At 69.3% G+C, this 20,637-nt stretch carries 23 protein-coding genes; 11 read left to right on the top strand and 12 right to left on the bottom strand.

What is annotated here, in order from left to right:
* Window positions 1–360: 360 nt before the first annotated feature.
* Window positions 361–783 carry a hypothetical protein gene (locus BM362_RS04095; RefSeq protein ID WP_037806884.1) on the bottom strand — a complete coding sequence of 141 codons (423 nt, stop codon included), beginning with the start codon at window positions 781–783 and terminating at the stop codon, window positions 361–363.
* Between the two features lie 14 nt (window positions 784–797).
* Window positions 798–1,154, bottom strand: coding sequence for a hypothetical protein (locus BM362_RS04090; protein ID WP_067578455.1), 357 nt, complete (start codon window positions 1,152–1,154; stop codon window positions 798–800).
* Window positions 1,155–1,482: 328 nt separating this feature from the next.
* Between BM362_RS04090 and BM362_RS04085 the strand changes: the two genes are divergently transcribed.
* Window positions 1,483–2,883: a helix-turn-helix transcriptional regulator gene (locus BM362_RS04085; RefSeq protein WP_093572236.1), complete on the top strand. Its 1,401-nt coding sequence runs from the start codon at window positions 1,483–1,485 to the stop codon at window positions 2,881–2,883.
* A 16-nt stretch (window positions 2,884–2,899) separates the two neighbouring features.
* Window positions 2,900–3,790 (top strand): phosphotransferase enzyme family protein, encoded by an 891-nt coding sequence (locus BM362_RS04080; RefSeq protein ID WP_093572235.1) that lies wholly within the window; start codon window positions 2,900–2,902, stop codon window positions 3,788–3,790.
* Window positions 3,791–3,960: 170 nt separating this feature from the next.
* Here the strand turns inward: BM362_RS04080 and BM362_RS04075 are convergent, their stop codons facing one another.
* The 4 genes from BM362_RS04075 to BM362_RS04060 all read right to left on the bottom strand — a co-directional run bounded on the left by BM362_RS04075 (window position 3,961) and on the right by BM362_RS04060 (window position 7,048).
* The gene (locus tag BM362_RS04075) at window positions 3,961–4,989 is read right to left on the bottom strand and encodes a copper resistance D family protein (protein ID WP_067578457.1); all 1,029 of its coding nucleotides are present in this window, start codon (window positions 4,987–4,989) and stop codon (window positions 3,961–3,963) included.
* Window positions 4,986–5,549: a copper resistance CopC family protein gene (locus BM362_RS04070; RefSeq protein ID WP_161269644.1), complete on the bottom strand. Its 564-nt coding sequence runs from the start codon at window positions 5,547–5,549 to the stop codon at window positions 4,986–4,988. Before BM362_RS04070 ends, BM362_RS04075 begins: the two co-directional genes overlap by 4 nt.
* A gap of 101 nt (window positions 5,550–5,650) precedes the next feature.
* On the bottom strand, window positions 5,651–6,403 hold the full coding sequence (locus tag BM362_RS04065) for a YcnI family copper-binding membrane protein (protein ID WP_093572234.1): 753 nt from the start codon (window positions 6,401–6,403) through the stop codon (window positions 5,651–5,653).
* Window positions 6,404–6,505: 102 nt separating this feature from the next.
* Window positions 6,506–7,048, bottom strand: coding sequence for a hypothetical protein (locus tag BM362_RS04060; RefSeq protein WP_093572233.1), 543 nt, complete (start codon window positions 7,046–7,048; stop codon window positions 6,506–6,508).
* Between the two features lie 280 nt (window positions 7,049–7,328).
* Here BM362_RS04060 and BM362_RS04055 point away from each other — a divergent pair, with 280 nt between their 5' ends.
* Genes BM362_RS04055 through BM362_RS04040 form a run of 4 tightly spaced genes read left to right on the top strand, consistent with a single transcriptional unit; the run spans window position 7,329 to window position 10,906 of the window.
* The gene (locus tag BM362_RS04055) at window positions 7,329–7,976 is read left to right on the top strand and encodes an ABC transporter permease (protein WP_067578463.1); all 648 of its coding nucleotides are present in this window, start codon (window positions 7,329–7,331) and stop codon (window positions 7,974–7,976) included.
* Window positions 7,963–9,159, top strand: a complete 1,197-nt coding sequence (locus BM362_RS04050) for an ABC transporter ATP-binding protein (RefSeq protein WP_067578466.1) — start codon at window positions 7,963–7,965, stop codon at window positions 9,157–9,159. The genes BM362_RS04055 and BM362_RS04050 overlap by 14 nt, the downstream gene beginning before the upstream one ends.
* A complete protein-coding gene (locus tag BM362_RS04045) occupies window positions 9,156–9,935 on the top strand; it encodes an ABC transporter permease (protein WP_067578468.1) in 780 nt (259 codons plus the stop codon). Before BM362_RS04050 ends, BM362_RS04045 begins: the two co-directional genes overlap by 4 nt.
* On the top strand, window positions 9,935–10,906 hold the full coding sequence (locus BM362_RS04040; RefSeq protein ID WP_093572232.1) for a glycine betaine ABC transporter substrate-binding protein: 972 nt from the start codon (window positions 9,935–9,937) through the stop codon (window positions 10,904–10,906). The genes BM362_RS04045 and BM362_RS04040 overlap by 1 nt, the downstream gene beginning before the upstream one ends.
* A gap of 65 nt (window positions 10,907–10,971) precedes the next feature.
* Here the strand turns inward: BM362_RS04040 and BM362_RS04035 are convergent, their stop codons facing one another.
* Window positions 10,972–11,451, bottom strand: coding sequence for a DUF6474 family protein (locus BM362_RS04035; protein WP_067578471.1), 480 nt, complete (start codon window positions 11,449–11,451; stop codon window positions 10,972–10,974).
* A gap of 106 nt (window positions 11,452–11,557) precedes the next feature.
* Here BM362_RS04035 and BM362_RS04030 point away from each other — a divergent pair, with 106 nt between their 5' ends.
* A complete protein-coding gene (locus BM362_RS04030) occupies window positions 11,558–13,204 on the top strand; it encodes a TM0106 family RecB-like putative nuclease (protein ID WP_167545198.1) in 1,647 nt (548 codons plus the stop codon).
* A 130-nt stretch (window positions 13,205–13,334) separates the two neighbouring features.
* On the opposite strand, the gene BM362_RS04025 is transcribed toward BM362_RS04030, so the two are convergent.
* Window positions 13,335–13,673, bottom strand: coding sequence for a MerR family transcriptional regulator (locus BM362_RS04025; RefSeq protein WP_067578475.1), 339 nt, complete (start codon window positions 13,671–13,673; stop codon window positions 13,335–13,337).
* Window positions 13,674–14,465: 792 nt separating this feature from the next.
* On the opposite strand from BM362_RS04025, the gene BM362_RS04020 reads away from it, so the two are divergent.
* Window positions 14,466–15,101: a PadR family transcriptional regulator gene (locus BM362_RS04020; protein WP_198545233.1), complete on the top strand. Its 636-nt coding sequence runs from the start codon at window positions 14,466–14,468 to the stop codon at window positions 15,099–15,101.
* 154 nt (window positions 15,102–15,255) lie between these two features.
* Window positions 15,256–15,936, top strand: a complete 681-nt coding sequence (locus BM362_RS04015; RefSeq protein ID WP_067578477.1) for a class I SAM-dependent methyltransferase — start codon at window positions 15,256–15,258, stop codon at window positions 15,934–15,936.
* A gap of 53 nt (window positions 15,937–15,989) precedes the next feature.
* Here the strand turns inward: BM362_RS04015 and BM362_RS04010 are convergent, their stop codons facing one another.
* Window positions 15,990–16,748, bottom strand: coding sequence for an SDR family NAD(P)-dependent oxidoreductase (locus BM362_RS04010; RefSeq protein WP_067578479.1), 759 nt, complete (start codon window positions 16,746–16,748; stop codon window positions 15,990–15,992).
* A 173-nt stretch (window positions 16,749–16,921) separates the two neighbouring features.
* Here BM362_RS04010 and BM362_RS04005 point away from each other — a divergent pair, with 173 nt between their 5' ends.
* Window positions 16,922–18,229, top strand: coding sequence for a UDP-glucose dehydrogenase family protein (locus BM362_RS04005; RefSeq protein WP_093572230.1), 1,308 nt, complete (start codon window positions 16,922–16,924; stop codon window positions 18,227–18,229).
* Window positions 18,230–18,365: 136 nt separating this feature from the next.
* Window positions 18,366–18,746: a VOC family protein gene (locus tag BM362_RS04000; protein ID WP_093572229.1), complete on the top strand. Its 381-nt coding sequence runs from the start codon at window positions 18,366–18,368 to the stop codon at window positions 18,744–18,746.
* A 27-nt stretch (window positions 18,747–18,773) separates the two neighbouring features.
* Here the strand turns inward: BM362_RS04000 and BM362_RS03995 are convergent, their stop codons facing one another.
* The 3 genes from BM362_RS03995 to BM362_RS03985 are packed head-to-tail and all read right to left on the bottom strand — an operon-like array spanning window position 18,774 to window position 20,617.
* On the bottom strand, window positions 18,774–19,157 hold the full coding sequence (locus BM362_RS03995; RefSeq protein WP_067578483.1) for a hypothetical protein: 384 nt from the start codon (window positions 19,155–19,157) through the stop codon (window positions 18,774–18,776).
* 52 nt (window positions 19,158–19,209) lie between these two features.
* Window positions 19,210–20,103, bottom strand: a complete 894-nt coding sequence (locus BM362_RS03990) for a VOC family protein (protein WP_093572228.1) — start codon at window positions 20,101–20,103, stop codon at window positions 19,210–19,212.
* Window positions 20,096–20,617: an RNA polymerase sigma factor gene (locus tag BM362_RS03985; RefSeq protein ID WP_067578487.1), complete on the bottom strand. Its 522-nt coding sequence runs from the start codon at window positions 20,615–20,617 to the stop codon at window positions 20,096–20,098. Before BM362_RS03985 ends, BM362_RS03990 begins: the two co-directional genes overlap by 8 nt.
* Between the last annotated feature and the right edge of the window lie 20 nt (window positions 20,618–20,637).

Raw genomic sequence — 20,637 nt, 5'->3', positions numbered from 1 at the left:
ACGACGGCGGGTCTGGGAAGTGGAACCGCGGGCCGGTGCCGGTCGGGGGAGGGGAGTGCAACGGCACCGGCCCGCGGAGTTCTTGATCGCGACCGGCGCGTGGCGGCCGGAGCGATGATCTTCAACCTAGCGTCCGATTACTGCGTCCGCTAGGTGTTCTGCCGGACATTTTTCGATTAATCGCGTTGAAGGCTAGGGGTGGCCGAGGGTGGTCCGTCGCGCTCGGGGGGACGGACGGACCAGCCCTCGGCCGGGCGAGGATGCCGGGCGACCTGACCGGTTGGGGACGCCGGAAAGTCGCGCGCTCGCCAGTCGAACCTCGGGTGAGGTGATCCGCCCGGAAGCACCCCACCCGAGAGGTCAGGCGCTGACCGGGCGCGGCTTCACCAGCGCGTGCCTGCCGGTGGTCTCCGCGGGGGATTCGGCTCGCCGGTTCTGCCCGGGAACCGCCGGGACCGCGGCGCGGCGGCGGGCCGGGCGATGTCCGGCAGCGGACAGCGCCTGCGGGGCAAGCCCGCCCGCGACCAGGTGCTCGTGCGCTACCTGCCACACCGAGCACGGGGCCTTGCAGCGGTGCCAGCGCGTCGAGCAGGTGGGGCAGTCGCCGCGCTCGTCGGGCTCGTGCGCCTGCAGCATCGCGCGCCAGCCCTCGGCGAGCCGGGGCAGTTCGGAGCGGGCGACCGAGACCAGCGACGGGGCGTCGGCGCGTTCGGCCAGGTCGGACAGCATGTCGAGGCGCTCCCACACGGCGTTGCGGAGAACCTGACCGAGAACCTGATCCATGGGGAAACTCACCGTCACCTTTCCGCCATAGTGGCGGCTTCGTTGAGCGCGGCCCGGAGCTGGCCGAGCTGGCCGGACGTGAGGCGGGCGGTCTCCCCCGGCGGGGACACCACGACGACCTCGTCGTCCTCGACGAACACCGTGACGGCGCGCTCGCGGCTGATGAGATCTCCGCACTGCACGCGCCACACGACCTGGCCGCCCTCGAAATGCCGCACGCCCGCGGTGCGCGGGTCGGCGGACACCGAAGCGGCGACAGCGGAAGCGACAGTAGGCGGCACCGGACGTGCCGTGGTGATTCCCGGTGCGGGCCGAACGGACCGCACCGCGGTCCCGGCTTGTCCTCCACCGAGCGAATCCACGAACTCCACTGTCCCTCCACGCTTTCTCGTCCCGGGCCGCTGCACCTTGCGGGATGCATCAGCGCCGGCAGATCTGTGTCGTCGGGTCCATCGCTCTCCGTGATCGCCGCGGGTGTCCGGGCGGTGACGGAGATCTGGCAACTACAGTGAAGTGAAACCGGGTGCGAGAGAAGGTCGAAACCGCGTCATAGCGGTGACCGGACCGCGTTCCACGGTAAGCGGTCACCGGAGTTCGGCCCCGCCGATCAACCCCGCTGCCCGCGCGTTTCACAAGGTTCTCGCGTGTGCTTAGGGTGCTGATCAGACGCCCAGGAGACGGTGAGGGGGCGCAATGGCAATGGATGCCAGTGCTGGCAGTGGTTCCGGAGTCGCTCATGCGGACACCCGGTCAGGCAATCCGGTTCCGGCCGACGCCTGGGAACAGCCCGAAATGCGGGAGGCGCTCGCCGCCCGCGAGGTCAGCGCCGTGTACCGGCTGTTGCGCAAACACGGAGTATCGCAGCGCCAGATCGCCGCGATGACCGGCCAGTCGCAGTCCGAGGTGTCGGAGATCCTCAAGGGTCGCCAGGTCATGGCCTACGACGTGCTCACGAGAATCGCCGACGGCCTGGGTGTCCCTCGTGGATACATGGGTCTCGCCTATGACGAGACCACGGCGATACGGGTCGTCGGCGCGTCCGACGGCCGGCAGGCTGAGGAGGACGAGTCCGTGAAGCGACGGAGGTTCCTCGCGCACGCCGCCCAGGTCACGATGGGTGCGGCGGTGTTCGGTCCGGAATCCGGCACGTGGTCGGAGGCGCCCGCGCGCACTCCCGCCCCCGGGCGCATCGGGACGACCGACGTGCGCCAGGTCGAGGCGGCGACCAGAGCGTTGCGCGCGCTCGATTACCAGTACGGCGGCGGGTTCTGCCGCGACGCGGTCGTCGCCCAGCTGTCCTGGGGACAGCAGATGCTCGACTCCAGCGCGGCCGAGCAGGTGAAGAACCGGCTGTACACCGCGATCGCCGACCTGCACAGCCTCGCCGGCTGGACGTCGTTCGACACCGGCCTGATGGACTCCGCCCGCGGCCATTTCGCGCAGGCGCTCGACCTGGCCAAACAGGGCGGCGACCACCATCTGGTGGCGAACGTGCTGTACCGGATGGGCCGCGTCTACCTGCACCAGGACGCCGCGAACGACGCGCTCAAGCTGTTCCAGCTCGGCCAGATCGCCGCGCAGGAATCCGGTTCCGAGCTGGCCGTCGCCGTGCTCTGTGCCAATGAGGCGTGGGCCTACGCGATGATGGGCAACGAGGAGCAGTCGGTGAAGCTGCTCGGCCGGTGCAAGGACGAATTCGCGCGCGCCGACCTGGCCACGGCCGAATCGTGGGTCAAGTTCTTCACCGAGACCGACGTCTACGCGATGACCGGCACCGTGCACACCGTGCTGGCGATGAAGAACCCCGAGCACACGAAGTACGCGATCCCGGCGCTGAGCCGGGCGGTTGACTCCTACACCGACGACATGGCGCGCAGCAAGGCGTTCATGCTCAGCGCGCTCGCCACGAACCACCTGCTTGAGGGCGATATCGATCACGGCGTGAAGATCGGCGGCAAGGCCATCGAATGCGCGGAAAGCATCAAATCCGCGCGGGTCAAGGACCGGATGCGGCCGCTGCTCGCGGAGGCCGAACGGCGGCGCAACAACCCCGACGCCCGCGACCTCGCCGACCGGCTCAAGATCTTCTACGCGGCCTGAACCCACCGGATTCGCCTTGCTCGAAGGCAGGTTCACCCCTGCGAAACTGCGCCGGGTGCTGACCGCTGTCTGCGCTCGGCTCGGCTTCGATCCGGCGGGCGCGCGGCTGCTGCGATTCACCAACAACGCGGTGTTCGCGCTGCACGGGGCTCCGGTCGTCGTGCGGATCGTCGGCTCCACCCGGCTGCGTCACCGCGTCGGCACGGTCGTGCGGGTGGCCGAGCATTTCGCCCGGCACGAGGTGCCCGCGGTCCGGCTGCTCGCCGGGGTCGAGCAACCGCTTGACGTGCACGGACACCTGGTCACCGTGTGGGATCTGGTGCCGTTCGCCGGACCGCCGCCGACCCCGGCCGACCTGGCCGGACTGCTGCGGCAGGTGCACGCGCTGCCCCCGCCGGAGGGCCTTCCCGAATGGGAGCCGCTGCGCTCGGTCGAGGCGAGGGTCGCCGACGCGGAGGAACTCGCCGAGGCCGACCAGCGGTTCCTGCTGGAACGCTGCGCGCAGGTGCAGGACCGGCTCGACACCTTGGATTTCCCGCTGACCAGGGGGTTCGTGCACGGCGACGCGCATCCGGGAAATGTGCTGCCCGGTCCGGAGGGACCGGTGCTGTGCGATTTCGATTCCTCCTGCGTCGGCCCGCCGGAATGGGATCTGACGCCGCTCGCCGTCGGCCGCGACCGGTTCGGCGACCCTCCCGCCCGGTATGCGGAGTTCGCCGCGGCCTACGGGTTCGACGTGACGGTCTGGCCGGGGTTCTCGGTGCTCAGGGCGGTGCGGGAGCTGAAGCTGACGACGAGCGTGCTGCCGATTCTGCGCAGTCACCCGCCGGTGCGGGCTGAACTCCGCCGTCGGCTGGCGGACCTTCGCGCCGGGCGGACGGCCACCGCGTGGACGAGATACCGCTGAACGGCATTCTGCACGTGCATTGGCCGACTGCAGATGACCGTTCGCCGCATTCCGTCGATGGCTGACGAGGTATCGCTGCGCAGCGATAATTCGGTCCGGCAGATCGCCCCACTTAGCGTACTGCTAGTCCCATTGTGCAATTTGCGGCTACCCGCCGTCACCCCGGCCGGTCAGGACACCGCGACCGGAGCCCGGGTGAGCACCACGGCGAACCCGAAGGCTAGCCCCATCACGGTCAGTTCCAGCGTGGCCCACGAAGCGAGCGCCGTCCGCTGGTGGCGCACGATGCGCGGCATCAGCCGCCACCGCAAGTTGGCGGCCAGCAGCGCGATCGCGCCGGTGCACAGCAGCTTCAGCACCATCAGCTGCCCGTACGGCGTGGTGAACACGCCAGCCCAGAAACCGATCGTCGGATTGGCCAGGATTTCCACGATGCCGTTGAACAGCCCGGTCACCGCGGAGAGCACCAGGCACAGCGTCGCCAGTTTCGAGAACCGCGGCAGGGCGTGCGCGAGCAGCGTCCGGTTGGCCGCCAGCAGCACGATCATCGCGCCGAGGCCGCCGCACCAGGCGACCGCGCTCATGACGTGCAGCTCCATCGAGATCATCGTGTAGTCGTGATAAGCCCAGTTCGACGCGTGGCCGGTGACCGGCAACGGCAGCAGCGCGAACATGCCAAGGCCCACCCGCACCTCGGCGGGCACCTTCTCGCCCTTGCGCAGCGCGACAAACCCGAGCACGGCGTGCAGCAGCGCGAGCACCGCCACGATCACCAGCGCCTTGCCCGCGCCGACCTCGGCGATATAGCTGCCGATGTCGCCGCCGGTCAGCATCTTCTTGCCCGGCTGGTACTCCGCGGTCTGCAGAATCAGCGCGACCACCGCGGTCGCCGCCCAGATCAGCGCGGCGGCGACAGCGGCGGGACGAGCCCGGCGCAGGACCGGTTCGGTGAGCTTCGGCCGGTCGTAGCCGACCAGCACGGACAGCAGGGCCAGCCCGATCGTCGCGACCGCCGACAGGTCCAGCAGCACGCGCACGATCGGGATGGCCGCCGAGACCACCTCGCTGGGTTCCACCACGCCCGGAATGGGCGAGGACGCGGTGAGCGCGATGCCGATCAGCGCGCCCAGCAGCCCCGCGACGACCACGCAGGCGAGCGTGGCCCAGCGGACCGCGGAGGTGGTCTCGGCTCGCGTCACTGGTCCGCCTTGTCCGATCCGGGCTCGCGGCCGGTGCGCAGCGCGACGGTGAGGCCGATCGCGAGCAGCACCACCGCACCGGCGATCCACACCCAGATCGGCACGCCGCTCGACGACGAGGAATCCGCCGGAGCCGACTGAGCGGGAGCCCCGGCCGCCTTGGCCGCGTCGCCCTTGGCCGGAGTGCCGTTGCCCGCGGTGGTGAGGGTGAACGGGATCTCGCCGGACACCGGGTGCCCGTCGGCGGAAAGGATCCGGTAGCCGACGGTGTACTTGCCCGCCGGGCCGAGCGGCCGCAGCGGGGCGCTGATCACGTTGTTCTCCACCGAAACCGGGCCCTCGGCCCACTGGCTGCCGTCCGGTCCGGTCACCGCGATCTGGTTGACGTCGGCGTTCTGCACGTACTGGTCGAACGTGAGCGTGATCTTCGCCGGACCCGTGGCGACGGACGCGCCGTTGGCCGGATCGGAGTTGATCAGCACGTTGTGCGCCAGCGCCGGGGTGGCCGTGCCGAGCAGGGCCACCCCGGAGATCGCCAGCGCGAGGAGCGCTTTCCTGATCCGGCCGAAAGCAGGCCGACCCCCGCGCGGCACGTAACCGTTGCTACTAAGCCATTCGACCGTGGCTGTGGCCGGATTGGTCAAGATCGGCACAGTAGGCATTACTTGGTTCCTTCGGTCTTTCCAGCGGCCGGGCGACGGGAACGCAGCACCGCGCCCGCGCCGACGCCGAGCCCGAGCGCGCCGACCACGAGGCCGGCCCCGCCGAGCCAGCGAGCCGTGTTGTCCGCCGACGACGCCGCGGCTTCGGTGTTCTCCCCGGCGGCGGTGGTCTGCGCGTGGCCGCCGTGCTCCGAGGATTCGGCGGCGGCGAGCTTGATGGTCGGTGCCGGGTGCTCCGGCTCCTCGCCGCTGGGCGGGGTGGGCTGGTTCCAGTCCACCACTTTGCCACCCTCGTAGGTCTGGATGGCCGGGAACTCCAGCTGGTCGACGTTCGACGGCAGCGGGCCGCCGCTGATCTCGAACTCCTGGAATTCGGTGAGGCCGATCTTCGTGCCCGGCTGCGCGGTCCAGACGATCTTCGTGACCGCCTCGGTGACCTTCGTGCCGGACGCGGTGGTCACCGGCCGCGGCAGCTTCGACTTGGTGACCTCGGCGGTCCAGCCGGGGATCGGCTTGGTGCGGATGTTGCCGATGCCGTAGTCCGGTTTGACGTCGACCTCGACCTTGATCGTGCCGAGCTTCGCGTCCTCGTTCGGGACGCGGAAGAAGATCGTGCCGTAGCCGCCCTTGGCCGGCTGGGTGCCGTAGACGTTGGCGGTCACGTGCGCGGACGCGATGCCGGCGCCGAGCAGACCGGTGGCGGCGACAGTCGCGGCGAGCACGCCGGCGCGACGGAAGACATGGTGGGACACAAGTTCTCCTGAACAGGGAAGGGCCGGCGGAGGGCGAGGCCTGCGCCGGAAAGGGGGAAAGGGGTCGTGAGTGCTGATCACGGTGAGAACCGGGACCGCCACTCACAAGACCGGCGGCCCTCTCCGTCCCCGCACCCGCCTCAGCTCAACGCTCAGCAACGGCACCGCCCCAGCCGCCCACGACCGCGCGACCCCCGCTGCCGCCACCGGAACCGGCAACGGCCGGATCAGCAGCGGAAGAATCAGCCGCAGCACGTGCAGCACCGCGAGCAGCATCGCGTCCGCCCGCGCCAGCACCAGCGCGGTGAGCAGCGTCGCGACGGCGTGTGCCGCGGTCATCGCCCACCCGTCCGGCGCGGCGGCCGCACCGGACGGGTCGTGTCCGCCGAGCGTCGTCAGCACCAGGTGCATGACGAGCTGTCCGCCGCCGAGCACCGCGATCGTGCCGAGCGGTCCGCGGGCCCGCCCGGCGAGCGCGGTGGCGGTCCAGCCGAGCAGGCCGGTCAGCAGAAGAGTGAGCGCGGGATCCGGCAGTCCGCCGTCGGCGACCGCGTGCGCGGTAACCGCGAGTGATGCCGAACTCAGCGCGAGCAGTCCGCCGCGGACAGCGGCGAGTGCGCCGCGATGCCGGGCTGGAGTGCTCATTCGGGCAGCTTAACGGCACTCCGGTGGGTGACTGAAGTGTCTCGAATGGTGAGCACCTGCGGAAAACGCACAGGTAAGCGGGTCTCGATCCGATAAAAACCGCTCGGTGGAGCACGTTGCTTCGGTTGCCGACCCCTCGCTGATGCGAAACGGTGGGTAATCACAACCGAGAAGTGGGGGTTTCGACCGTATCCGTTCCGGGTAGTCACCCTGCCGATTGACGGGCTACTCCGAACGGGTGACGTCCGGGGCTCGCAAGCTGGCGGGAGAACGAATACGGATGAACCTCTTCGAGTACATCTCGGACCGGTGGGGAAGGCTGCTGCTCCAGGCGTGGCTGCACACCAGCATGGTCGTGCAGTGCACGATCCTCGCCGCGATCCTTGGCGTGCTGATCGGCATCGCCGTCTATCGCAGCCCCATCGGCTCCGCCGTCGCCACGGCGCTGGCCAGCACGATCCTCACCGTCCCGTCGTTCGCCCTGCTGGGTCTGCTGATCCCGCTTTCGGGTCTCGGCTCGACGACCGCGGTGATCGCGCTCGTGCTGTACGGCCTCCTGCCCATCGTCCGCAACACGATCGTCGGCCTCGACGCGGTCGACCCGGCGATCACCGACGCCGCCCGCGGCATCGGGATGAGCCGGATCTCCGTGCTCACCCGGGTCGAACTGCGGCTGGCCTGGCCGGCGATCCTCACCGGCATGCGGGTCGCCACGCAGATGCTCATGGGCATCGCGGTGATCGCCGCCTACGCCAAGGGCCCCGGCCTCGGCGCGGAGGTCTTCTCCGGCCTCACCAACGCCGGGAGCACGAACTCCCTCAACCAGGCCCTCACCGGCACCCTCGGCGTGGTCATCCTCGCGCTGGTGCTCGACGGCATCTACGTCCTGATCAAGCGATTCACCATTTCTAGGGGTGTCCGTGGCTGAGCACACTGCGACCGAAGAAAACGTCTCCGGCGTCGAGATCGAACTCGACCACGTCACCAAGCGCTATTCCGGCACCCGCGCCCCGGCCGTCGACGACTTCTCGATGGTCGTGCCCGCGGGCAAGATCGTGGTGTTCGTCGGCCCGTCGGGCTGCGGCAAGACCACCACGATGCGGATGATCAACCGCTTGATCGAGCCGACGTCCGGCCGGATCACCATCGGCGGGCAGGACGCGCTGAAGCTCGACGTGGACACCCTGCGCCGCCAGATCGGCTACGCGATCCAGCAGGCCGGGCTGTTCCCGCACTTCACCGTGGCGCAGAACATCGCCGTCGTGCCCGGTCTGCTCGGCTGGGACAAGAAGAAGGTGACCTCGCGGGTCGAGGAGATGATGGACCTGGTCGGGCTTGATCCGGCCGATTTCCGCGACCGCTACCCGCGCCAGCTCTCGGGCGGGCAGCAGCAGCGCGTCGGCGTGGCCCGCGCGCTCGCCGCCGACCCGCCGGTGCTGCTGATGGACGAGCCGTTCGGCGCGGTCGACCCGATCACCCGCGGCAATCTGCAGGACGAACTGCTGCGGCTGCAGACCGACCTGAAGAAGACGATCGTCTTCGTCACGCACGACTTCGACGAGGCGGTCAAGCTCGGCGACCGCATCGCGGTGCTCGGCAACCAGTCGAAGATCCTGCAGTACGACACCCCGGAGTCGATCCTGGCGAACCCGGCCGACGACACCGTCGCCGGTTTCGTCGGCGCCGGCGCTTCGCTCAAGCAGCTGACCCTGCTGCGCGTGCGCGACGTCGAACTCCAGCAGGACGCGCTCACCACGACGATCGACGAATCTCCCGCCGACGTGCGGGAGAAGCTGAGCAAGCAGCGCAAGCCGTTCGCGCTGGTGCTCGACCAGCGGCGCCGGCCGATCCGCTGGGTGCATGTGCGCGAGCTGACCAACGCCACGTCTCTGGGTTCGGTCGGCAAGCCGCTGCGCGACATCGTGAGCCTTCAGTCGACGCTGCAGGACGCGCTAGAGGCGATGCTCGCCGAAGGCGGTTCGGTGCCGGTCACCGGCGCGCGCGGCGAGTACGCGGGCACGATCAAGCTGGACACCGTCATCTCGACCATCCAGCAACTGCGCGACGAGCACGCCGACGACCACGTCGACGAGGACGGGGCCACGGCATGACCGCTGCCGTCGATACCGGATTCAGCACCGAGTCAGGCTCCCGCCGCGCGGAACGCGTCCGCCTGTTCGCCCAGCCCGCCGTGGTCGTGCTGATCGTCGCCGGGACGCTGATCTGGGTGTTCGCCAGCGGCCTCACCGCGACCGAAAAGGAAACGCTGAACGCGGAGTCGCTGCTCACCGCGCTGCGCGACCACGTGGCGATGACCGTCGTGGTCACCGCGATCGTGGTGCTGGTGGCGGTGCCGCTCGGGATCATCGTGACCCGGCCGTGGGCGAAATGGCTCGCGCCGATCTTCCTGGCCATCGCGAACATCGGACAGGCCGCGCCCGCGCTCGGCGTGCTGGTGCTGTGGTTCATCTTCACCGGCTCGGTCGGCGGGCTCTGGGTCGCCGCGCTGCCGCTGGCGTTCTACTCGCTGCTCCCGGTGCTGCGCAACACGATGGTCGGCATCCAGCAGGTGGACCCGTCGCTCATCGACGCCGGCCGCGGCATCGGGATGTCCGCGCAGAAGGTGTTGTGGCGGGTGGAGTTCCCGCTCGCGGTTCCGCTGATCCTGGCCGGCCTGCGCACGTCGCTCGTGCTGGCGGTCGGCACCGCGACGTTCGGCATGTTCGTCAACGCAGGCGGGTTCGGCCTGCTGATCGACACCGGCTACAAGCTCAACCTGACCAAGGTGCTGATCACCGGTTCGGTGCTGGCCGTCGCGCTGGCGCTGCTGGTGGACTGGCTGGGCGCGGTCGCCGAGCAGTACTTCGGACCGAAGGGACTGCGCTGATGAACGTCTGGAAAAAGGCGGGGGCGCTGGTCGGCGCCGCCCTGCTCGCCGGGACGCTCTCGGCGTGCGGGCTCGACGTCAACACCTCGATCCCGTTCAAGATCGAACCGGGGTCCATCCGGCCGGTCCCCTCGCTCGAAGGCCAGCGCGTGGTCGTCGGGTCGAAGGACTTCACCGAGAACATCATCCTCGGCTACATGGCCGAGATGGCGCTGAGCGCGGCGGGCGCGGACGTCATCGACCTCACCGACATCAAGGGGTCGAACTCGTCGCGCCAGGCGCTGCTCAACGGGCAGACCGACGTGACCTGGGAGTACACCGGCACCGGCTGGATCAACTACCAGGGCAACGAACTGCCGGTACCGGGCGGGGAGAAGGCGCAGTACGACGCCACGGCTAAGGCCGACGCGGAGAAGTACGGGGTCACCTGGCTGAACTACTCGCCGCTGAACGACCAGTACGCGTTCGCCACCACCGAGGCGTACGCGGCGAAGAACAACCTCAAGACCACGTCGGACCTGGCGAAATTCCTGACCTCGCATCCGGACCAGAACCGGTTCTGCCTGGAGACGGAGTTCACCAGCCGCCAGGACGGGTTCCCGGCGGCGGTCAAGGCGTACGGATTCAAGAACCCGAAGATCGAGAACTTCGGGATCGGCACCATCTATTCGGCGGTGGCCAACGGCACCTGCCCGGTCGGCGAGGTGTTCACCACCGACGGCCGGATCTCCGGGCTGAGCCTGCGCGTGCTGGAGGATGACAAGAAGGCGTTCCCGCAGTACAACGCGGCGGCGACGTTGCGGACGGAGTTCCTGAACCAGCACCCGGAAATCCGCGGGCCGCTGGAGAAGGTGGGAGCCGCGATCGACAACAAGCAGATGGTCGAGCTGTGCAAACAGGTCGACGTGGACGGCAAGGACGCCGGAACCGTCGCGCACGACTGGATGCTGCAAAAGGGCTTCATCAAGTAGCGCCCGAGGTCCGTGAAGGGCCCCTTGCGGGAAGCTCATTCCCGCAAGGGGCCCTTCACGGCTTTTCAGATGCCCAAGCGGTGGAGCAGCTGCTCTTCCAGCCGTTCGAGTTCGCCGGTCACCGCGCGGTGCGCGGCCTTGCGCCGAGCCGCGGGCATGCGCTCGGCGGCGCGTACCGTCGCCGACAGCTGCTCCAGCGTCGACTGCGTTTCGGCGGCGAACTTCTGGTCCGCGTCGGTCGCCTTCGCCGACTTCTTCAGCTCACCGAGCCCCTGCACGAGACCCGCGATCCGGGCGTGCAGCGCCGCGCCGCGGCCGGTGTACTCGCCGAGCTGGTCGACGGCGACACCCAGCTTGCGGGCCTGGTAGCGGTCGTACGCCTCCCGCGCCGCGCCCGCCGCGCGGACCGCGTACGGCGCGAGCACCGGCAGCACCGCCGGTCCGAGCACCTTGGCCACCGCGACCGCGTTCTTCGCCTTCTTCGGGGTGATCCGGGCTTCACCCTCGTCCTGCTTGGCCTTGCCCTGCTTGGCCTTGCGCGCCATGGCCGTTACCTCCCACGCCTTCTCCGGATGAACTTACTGGTCCCCGACGTGACGGGCATGTCGGCTCGCGCGGGGAATGTCGTACCCACGATCTATTGTGATCGCTATGGGAGACGAGGTGTTGCTCGACGCGGGAGCAGTGAGCCGTTGCCGCCGCCGGGTACACCTGGAACACGACCCGGCGATGCGCGACGTGCCGTTGCCGCCGCCGGATCCGACCGCGCAGCAGCGCATCGACGACGCGACCGCGCACCGCGAAGAAATCCTCGAACAGCTGGTCGCGGCCTCGGGGCCGGAGGCCACCTGGGCGCGGGTGCCGCGCACCGCGCCCGCCGGCGAGCGGGTGCGGCTCACCGAGCAGGCGTTCGCCGATGCCGCGCAGTACATCTGGGGTGCGCTGCTGCCCGCCGATCCGGTCGGGCACCGGCGCGGCGGCATCGACCTGCTGGTGCGCGTCGGCGACGGATACGTGCCGGTGCTGGTGGTCCGGCACCGGATCACCGACCGCGGCCAGGGCGCGCCCACCACCGCGATGACGGAGCTGGATCCGGCGCGCCGTTCGCCGGACGAGCTGCGCAAGGTGCGCTCGCAGCCGCGAGACCAGCTGCGACTCGCCCACCTGCGGCGAATGCTGGAGACGCGCGAGCTGGCGGCCGGCGGACGCGCGATCGGCGGCGTGATCGGTCTCGACGCTGACGTCGTCGTCTGGCACGACCTCACCGCGGGCACCTGGCCAGGCGGCCGCAGCGCACTGGACGAATACGACGCGCGCTTCGCCGACCGGCTCGCCGTGGCGACCGCGGCCGCCACCGGTGCGGAAGCGCTGGCCGCGCCTTCTCGGGTGCTGGAGTGCCGTCGATGTCCGTTCTGGGCTACGTGCGAGGTCGTGCTCACCGAAACGCGTGACGTAAGCCTGGTGGTGCGCGGCGAGGACGCGGGCGAGCTGCGCCGCGTCGGAGTGTCCACTGTAGACAAGCTGGCCGCGCTGGACCCGGCCGCCGAAATGCCGCCGATGAACTGGACGGGCGGCACGTTCTCCGACGCGATCATGCTGGCCCGGGCGTGGCTGGCGGACCTGACGGTGGTGCGCCGCACGCCGAAGATCGAGGTGCCGCGCGCGGATGTCGAGGTCGACGTGGACATGGAAAGTTTCGGCGATTCCGGGGCCTACCTGTGGGGGACCCTGCTGTCCGGAGTGGACATCGGGGTGCGGCGGGGCTACCGGGCATTCGCGACCTGGGAACCGTTGCCGACCGTGGACGAGGCGCGGTCGTTCGCCGAGTTCTGGGCTTGGTTCACGGATGTTCGTTCGCGGACCCTTGCCGCGGGGCTGACTTTCCGGGCGTATTGCTACAACGCGCTCGCGGAGAACCGGTGGCTGTTCGGTTCGGTCGAACGGTTCGGGGAGTACTCCGGGGTGCCGGAGAAGCGGGCCGTGCAGTCCTTTGTGGATTCCGACGAATGGGTGGATCTGTTTCGCAGCGTGACGGATCAGTTCCTGTGCTCGCGGGGCAAGGGGTTGAAGGTGATCGCCCCGGTCGCCGGGTTCACCTGGCGGGATCCGGAGGCAGGCGGCGAGGCGTCGATGCGGTGGTACCGCGACGCGGTCGGCATGGACGGCGAGGTCCCCGACGACGAACAGCGCGAGCGGCTGCTGCGGTACAACGAGGACGATGTGCTCGCGACCAAGGCGCTGCGGGAATGGATGAGCGGGCGGGCTCAGGACGAGGTCCCGTACATGCTGGACCTCTGAGGTCCGCGATTTCACCGCGGGAACGGCGGACCGAGGCCTTCGTGCGGGCCGGGCCGCCATGAAGGCGAGCCGCGGAATACGCCGGGAGCGTGCTGCGGTGTCCGGTCAGCACACTGGACCCGGCGGATGACTATTCGGCGGAGCGCAGTTCGGTGTTCTGGCGCTGGGACTCGCGGAGCTGGTCTTCGAGGGAGACGATCCGGCAGGCGGCATCGACCGCCGTGCCCTGGTCGACCAGTTCCCGGACGCGTGCGGCGAGGCGCAGTTGCCCCCGGGAGTAGCGGCGATGTCCGCCCGCTGAGCGCTGCGGCTCGATCAGGCCGGTCTCGTCCAGGCTGCGCAGGAAGTTCTGGCTGGTGCCCAGCATCTCGGCGGCCCGGCCCATCGTGTAGGCGGGGTACTGGTCGTCGTCGAACTTGTCGGTCCCGCCTGGATCGGAAGACGGGGTATCGCGTGGGCTAGGGATCATTCCACCTCCACAGCACGAGGGACCCCGGGTGCCAGGAGGCACCCGGGGTCCCGGGGTTGGGTTTCATCATTGTCAACCGGCCGTGAGACCGGCATTTCGTATCCGCGAAGTCCGTTCACCGGACCTGTTGCGCGGAGATCGCTGATTCGTAACCGAGAACCACCTGCCAATCTGATGGGACTGCGGTACCCGCGCCGCGCTACTGCTCCGCCGCTGCGGGCGATCCAATGATGTTCCCGTTCCCTTCTTTCGGTTGTTTTCCTCTTGCGGTGTTTCACTTTCGGTACTGCGACTGCCTCGGACGTCACCGGCTGGAACCCTTCCACTGACCGGCCCCAGCACGCGTAACGCCGCTGGTCACTGCCCGGGGCCCCGTCGGTAATCGGCCCCGGCCACCTGACCGTCCTCGCACTGCCGGATTGGCCAGTGCGGTTTTCCGCAACCGTGGTTGCCTTACCTGTCGCACTTCACGGGCAGTTCGTCATCTCCCGTGCCTGATTGACGTTGTCTTTCTCCGTACGAAGAGAACACTACCTTCCGCTGAGGTTGAATGTCTACTCCAGGCAGGGGAGATTTTCTCCAGCGATCGCTGGTGTCGGAGAACCAGCAGGTCAGACCGCCGGTGTGGACGGGCAAGATCGCTCGGAAGGGGGAGTCCATGACTCTTCCGGGGCGGCGGCCGCGGCCGCCACCGGCTCGGAGGGGTTTTCAGCTTCCGTGGTTTCAGCGTTGCCGCTCCGGATGCTTCCCCATATACTCGCTGACGAGTAATCGCCTGCGAGGAGGTCGCGCGTGAAGCGGCGGAAGGTGTCCAACATGCTGGGCCTCGCCGTGCTGTCCACGTTGTGCGAGCGGCCGATGCACCCGTACGAAGTCGCCACGCTCCTGCGGGAACGCGGCAAGGAAGGCGACCTGAAGATCAAGTGGGGCTCGCTCTACACGGTGGTCGGCAACCTGGAAAAGCACGGTTTCGTCGAGGCGGTCGAGAACGTGCGCGAGGGGGCTCGCCCGGAGCGGACGGTGTACCGGATCACCGAGGCGGGCCAGGCCGAGCTGGAGGATTGGGTCGCCGAGCTGCTCGGGGCGCCGGATCCGGAGCCGACGCGGTTTCACACCGGGCTGTCGGTGATGCTCGCGCTCGGACCGGAGGTGGTCGCCCGGCAGCTGGGGCACCGGGTCGGTGAGCTGGAGCGGATGATCGAAGACCGCGTCGAGGTGCTGGCGAAGATGCGGACCGAGCAGCCGCGGCTGGTGCTCGTCGAGGCGGAGTACCAACTGGCGATGTGGCGCGCGGAGGCCGAATGGGTCCGCGGGCTGTACGAGGAGCTGGCCACCGGTGCGATACCGGGGGTCGAGGAATGGCGGCGCTACCGGGAGACCGGGGAGCTGCCGGACATGGCCGCCTTCGTCGGGAACGAGGGCGAATAAAGAGGTCCCGGAGGAGGTGCTGGCACACCGCCGCCGGGACCGGGAACCGTCGAACTGGAAACCGCGGGTGCGGAAACCTGTCCTCAGGCTGCGTCGAGAAGGATACCGGCCCCGCGGCAACCGGTTCGGTCTCAACCGAACAGGGAGAAAGCACATGGGCAACACCCAGGTAAAGCGCCATCGCAGGAAGCTGCTGCCGGAGATGGAGGGGCCGGTCGCCCGGGCGTACGCGCGTGGCCGCGGCACCGAACCGCAGCTTGTGCAGTATCGCGAAACGGCCGAAATGCTGGCTTCGGAGCTGGCCGAGGGCGCGGACGTGCTCGAGGTCGCGCCAGGTCCAGGGTTCTTCGCGGTGGAGCTGGCGCGCACCGGGCGGTGCACGGTGACCGGGCTGGACGTCAGCCGGACGTTTGTCCAGCTGGCCAGGGAGCACGCGCAGGAACAGGGCGTCTCGGCGGAGTTCCGCCGCGGTGACGTGGCGGCGATGCCGTTCGCGGACGGGTCGTTCGACTTCCTGATCTGCCAGGCGGCGTTCAAGAACTTCGCCGACCCGGTGGACGCGCTCGACGAGATGCACCGGGTGCTGCGGCCGGGCGGCGTCGCACTGATCCAGGATCTCAGCAAGAGCACGACGGACGCGGAGCTGGACGCCGAGGTCGCGCGGATGAAACTCGGTCCGGTGGCCACGTTCACCACCGTCCGGGCGCTGCGCGGGCTGCGGCGGCGGGCGTACACGCCGGAGCAGTTCAGCGCGACGGTCGCGGAGAGCAAGTTCCGCACGGGTGAGGTGACGGTGGACGGGATCGGGCTCGACGTGCGGCTGCGCAGGGAGTGAGGTGTCGTGAGCGGCAATCCCGGTTCTTGCCGGGATTGCCCCTCACGAGCAGGTCAGCGCGGGGCCATCCGCAGCGAGCCGTCCATGCGGACGACCTCGCCGTTGAGGTAGTCGTGGTCGATCAGTGACAGGGCGAGCTGCGCGTACTCGTCCGGCCGCGCCAGCCGCTTCGGGAACGGCACTCCGGCGGCGAGCCCGGCGCGGAATTCGTCGCTGACGGTGGCGAGCATCGGGGTGTCGACGATGCCGGGGGCGATCGTCAGCACGCGGATGCCGTGCGAGGCGAGGTCGCGCGCGGCGGGCAGGGTCATCCCGACCACGCCGCCCTTGGACGACGCGTACGCCACCTGTCCGATCTGGCCGTCGAACGCGGCGACGGACGCGGTGTTGATGATGACGCCGCGTGCGTCGTCGGCCAGCGGCTCGGTCTTCGCGATCGCTTCGGAAGCGACGGTGAGCACGTTGAAGGTGCCGATCAGGTTGATCTGGATGACCTTCGCGTACAGCCCGAGGTCGTGGCGGCCCTTCTTGGACAGAATGCGCGCGGACGGCCCGATGCCCGCGCAGTTGACCACCGTGCGCAGCGGCACGCCCGAGCCGGCCGCGGTGTCGACGGCGGCCTGCACCTGGTCCGGGTCGGTCACGTCGGCCTCGACGTAGGTGATTCCGTCGACCTGCTCGGCCTTCTCGATCGACGGCGCGAGGTCGAGGGCGAACACCCGCGCGCCTTTCGCGGCCAGCGCCTTGGCGGTCGCCCCGCCGAGCCCGGACGCGCCACCCGTGACGAGCGCTGCGGTGTCGGTGATCTGCATCTTCAGCCTTCCTCCTGCTCTCCGGTGCCGCGGTGCACCTCCGCGCCCAGGTTAACGCTCGTTCGCACGTGCGCCGGAGTGTGTCGCCTCACCCGCTTCTCGTCGCGAGGAGTATTCGGCCGCGACCGCTTCCGTTAGCACTGAGGTCAACTCCGGCTGTCACCTTCAGCGTCATGAGCTCAGCTCGGATCGTGGTGGTAGGGACGGGATACGTCGGATTGACCACGGGGGCTTGTCTCGCGAGCCTCGGGCACCGCGTCGCCTGTGTTGACGTGGACGTGGCGAAAGTGAACCGGCTGGCGGCCGGTCGCGTGGACATCCTCGAACCAGGACTGGCCGAACTGGTTTCCCGCGGACTGGCGAACGGACGGCTGTCGTTCGTCGTCGGCGCGCGGGAAGCCGTTCGCGGCGCGGAGGGCGTGTTCCTCTGCGTGCCGACGCCGATGGGCGCGGGCGGGTCCGCGGATTTGCGCGCGGTGGAATCAGTGACCGCCGAGATCGGCGACGTGTTGCCGGCCGGTTGCGCGCTGATCACGAAGTCGACGGTGCCGGTCGGCACCGCGAAACGGATCCAGGCGATGGTCGGCCGCGACGACGTGCCGGTGGTGTCCAACCCCGAGTTTCTGCGCGAAGGCACTGCGGTGCGAGACTTCCTGAACCCGGACCGGATCGTGGTCGGGTCGGATTCGCCCGCGGCCGCAGCGTGGGTCGGGCAGTTGTACGGCGACCTCGCGGCCCCGGTCGTGGTCGCCGACGCGGCGAGCGCGGAACTGGTCAAGTACGCGGCGAACTGCTTTCTCGCGCTCAAACTGTCCTATGTGAACTCAATCGCCGAACTGTGCGAACGGCTCGGCGCGGACATCGACCTGGTCACCGAAGGCATGGGCTACGACCGGCGGATCGGCCGCACCTTCCTCAAACCCGGCCCGGGCTGGGGCGGTTCGTGCCTGCCCAAGGACACCAGCGCGCTCGTCAAGGTCGCCGAATCGGTCGACTACGACTTCCGGATGCTGACCTCGGCGATCGACGAGAACATCGCCCAGCGCGACCGGATCGTGGCGAAGATCGCGGGCGCCTGCGGCGGAACGCTGGCCGGTGCGCGGATCGGCGTACTGGGCTTGGCGTTCAAAGCGGGCACGAACGATCTGCGGGATTCTCCCGCGCTGGCAGTGTCTTCGGTGCTGGGTGCGCTCGGCGCGGAGATCACCGCCTACGATCCGGCGGTGTCCGGCGGCATCGCCGGGATGACCGTCGTGGACGATCCGTATCAGGTTGCCAAGGACGCGGATGTCGTTGTGGTGCTTACCGAATGGGCCGAGTTCCGCACTCTCGACTGGGTGGCGGTCGCGGACGCGATGGAAGGCGACGACGTCGTCGACACCCGTAATCTGCTCGACCCGCGGATGATTCTCGACGCCGGATTGTCCTGGCAGGGCGTCGGCCGTCCGCGCGCGGCCCGGCGGCGAGTTCCGGTTTCCTGATTGGAGATTGGCCGCGGCTGGGGTATGTTCGACGGCGGCATCGCGTGTCGGTCACCGGCTGGGTGAGGCATGGAGGTGCGGGGATGCCTTGTGGAGGCATTGCTTCGTGTCTGGCTCTCTTGAATTGAATCACCTCATGGTCCCGTCCCGGGACAACCGGGAATCCGCCGAATTCTTCGCGCACCTGCTCGGTTTCGAGATCGGCGAGGAATGGGGCCCGTTCCTCCCCGTCGAAACCAGCAACGGCGTACGGCTCGACTTCGCCACCGTGCCGGACGCCGATCGCAGGCTCCAGCACTACTGCTTCCTCATTCCGGAAGACGACTTCGCCGCGTTTTTCCTGCGCCTGAAGGAATCCGGGGTCGACTACCACGCCGGACCGGGCGGGCAGGGCCCCGGCGAGATCAACCACAACCACGGCGGCCGCGGCGTGTATTTCCTTGATCCGGGCGGCAACGGGATCGAGGTCATCACGCAGCCGTACGAGCCGGAGCGGAAACGCCCTGCCCACTGGTAAGTCCTTTGCAGACAGACGGCGGGCGGGTCACAGCGGAAGCGAGGCCCACCCGCCGCCCGCGGCCAGCAAGGTCCGGACGCTCTCCGCGTGGTCGAAGAACGCGGCGAGGTCGGCGTGCAACAGCGCGGCGCGCTCGGAATCGAGCGGGTCCGCGTCGTCACGCCAGAGTTCGAGCGTCCAGTTGGCGGCGAGGATCATCGAGCGCACCAGTCCGGCGACCGCGGAATCCGGCCGGTCGTACGCGGCGAGAATCTCGTCGCAGGTGGTGAAGCATCGTTCCAGACCGCGCACGGCTTCGGCGGGTGTGCCGTCCCAGCCTGGTCCCGGCCAGGCGCACGAGCCCAGCGCGAGCCACAGCTGCCAGCCGGCGGTCAGCTCGGCTTCGTCCCGGGGCGTCCAGTGCGCGGCCATCCCTTGAGTGTGCGCCCCGGCGGCCGGTTTGCCGCCGGGGTTTTGGCCGAGGTCACGTGCGTGGCTGTTCCCACAGCCAGAACTCGATCCCCTGGTCGTCAGCACAATCCGCCGTTCGGCCGTACGGCTGGTTCTCCGCCTCGCCCGCCCGGCCGCCCTCCTCGCGCACCCGGCCGAGCGCGGCTTCGAGGTCGTCGACGGCGAACATCAGCTTCCAGCCGGTCTGCAGTTCCGACCCGCCCCACAGCCCGCCGGGCAGGCCGTCGCCTTCGATGCCCCACGCGGTTGGCAGGCTGCCCTGGCTGAACTGCCAGCCGAGCACCGCGCCGTAGAACGCCTTGGCCCGGCCGTCGTCGGGCACCTGGAAGGTGAAGTACCCGGCCTCGCCGTGCTGGTACGTGCGCTCCTCGGCCGCCTCCGCGCGCGGTGCGGCCTGTGCGACCAGCCAGCGCTGGCCGTATGGGTCCTTGATCGTGCCGTGCAGTCCGTAGCCGTGGTCCTCGACCGGACGCAGCTGGTCCGCGCCCAGCTCCACTGCCCGTCGCACTGAGCGCCGCGGATCGGGCACCTCGACGCGCACCATCGCGCCGCCCGCGGGGGCGACGACGTTGCCCATCTCCGGGAACTCCTCGGCCAGCATCAACACGCTGCCGCCGATGGCGAGTTCCGCGTGCCCGATCCGGCCGTCGTCCATCACGATCGGCTCGGACCGGCGACGCGCGCCGAAGACTTCGACATAGAAGTCGAGCGCGGCCCGGGCATCGGTTACGACCAGGTACGGCGTCAGCGCACCCAGTTCGGCCTGCTGGGGCGTGGTCTCGGAAGTGGTCATCTCCGCTCCGTTCAGGATCAGGCGGCGAAGGTCGTCCCGCAGCTGCTCGGCGAAGGCCGGATCGGGCTCGGCCGGAGTCGAGGGCAGTGCGAGCGCGTCGAACGGTTCAGGCATCGCGTCCCTCCTCCTGGTAGCTGCGGCGGAACGCGGTTTTGGCCCGCGTCAGCAACGCCTCCGTCGCGTGGATGGTCCGGCCGAGATACGCGGCGACGTCGCGCACCGGAAGACCGTCGACATACCGCAAGGTGAGCACCGCCCGATGCGAGACCGACAGCGTTTCGAGCACCTGCCGCGCGCGCAGGGCGTCGAGCTGCTCGTCCCAGGGATCCTCGACGTCGCATTCGGCTTCGTGCACGAGCCGCAGCCCGCGCTGTTCCCGTTCGGCGCGCCGCCAGTGATCGGCCAGCTTGTGCCGGGCCACCCCGATCAACCAGGGCGTGCTCACCGGCGGCACGTGCTCCTTGCGGCAAGCGGCGACCGCGCCGAGGAACGTCTCCGACGTCAGTTCCTCCGCCAGCACGCGGTCGCCGCACCTCGCGAGCAGGTAGCCATAGACCTCCGGCAGGGCCTTCTCGTAGAGGCCGAGCAGCGCGAAGGCCGGGTCTGGCTGCACCCGAGGTTCCGTCACATCTCCATCGTCGTCCGGGA

The sequence above is a fragment of the Amycolatopsis rubida genome, assembly GCF_900115345.1.
In the GTDB taxonomy this organism is placed as follows: domain Bacteria; phylum Actinomycetota; class Actinomycetes; order Mycobacteriales; family Pseudonocardiaceae; genus Amycolatopsis; species Amycolatopsis rubida.
The sequence above is the reverse complement of the archived record's forward strand: the minus strand, read 5'-3'. Positions and strand labels throughout refer to the sequence as shown.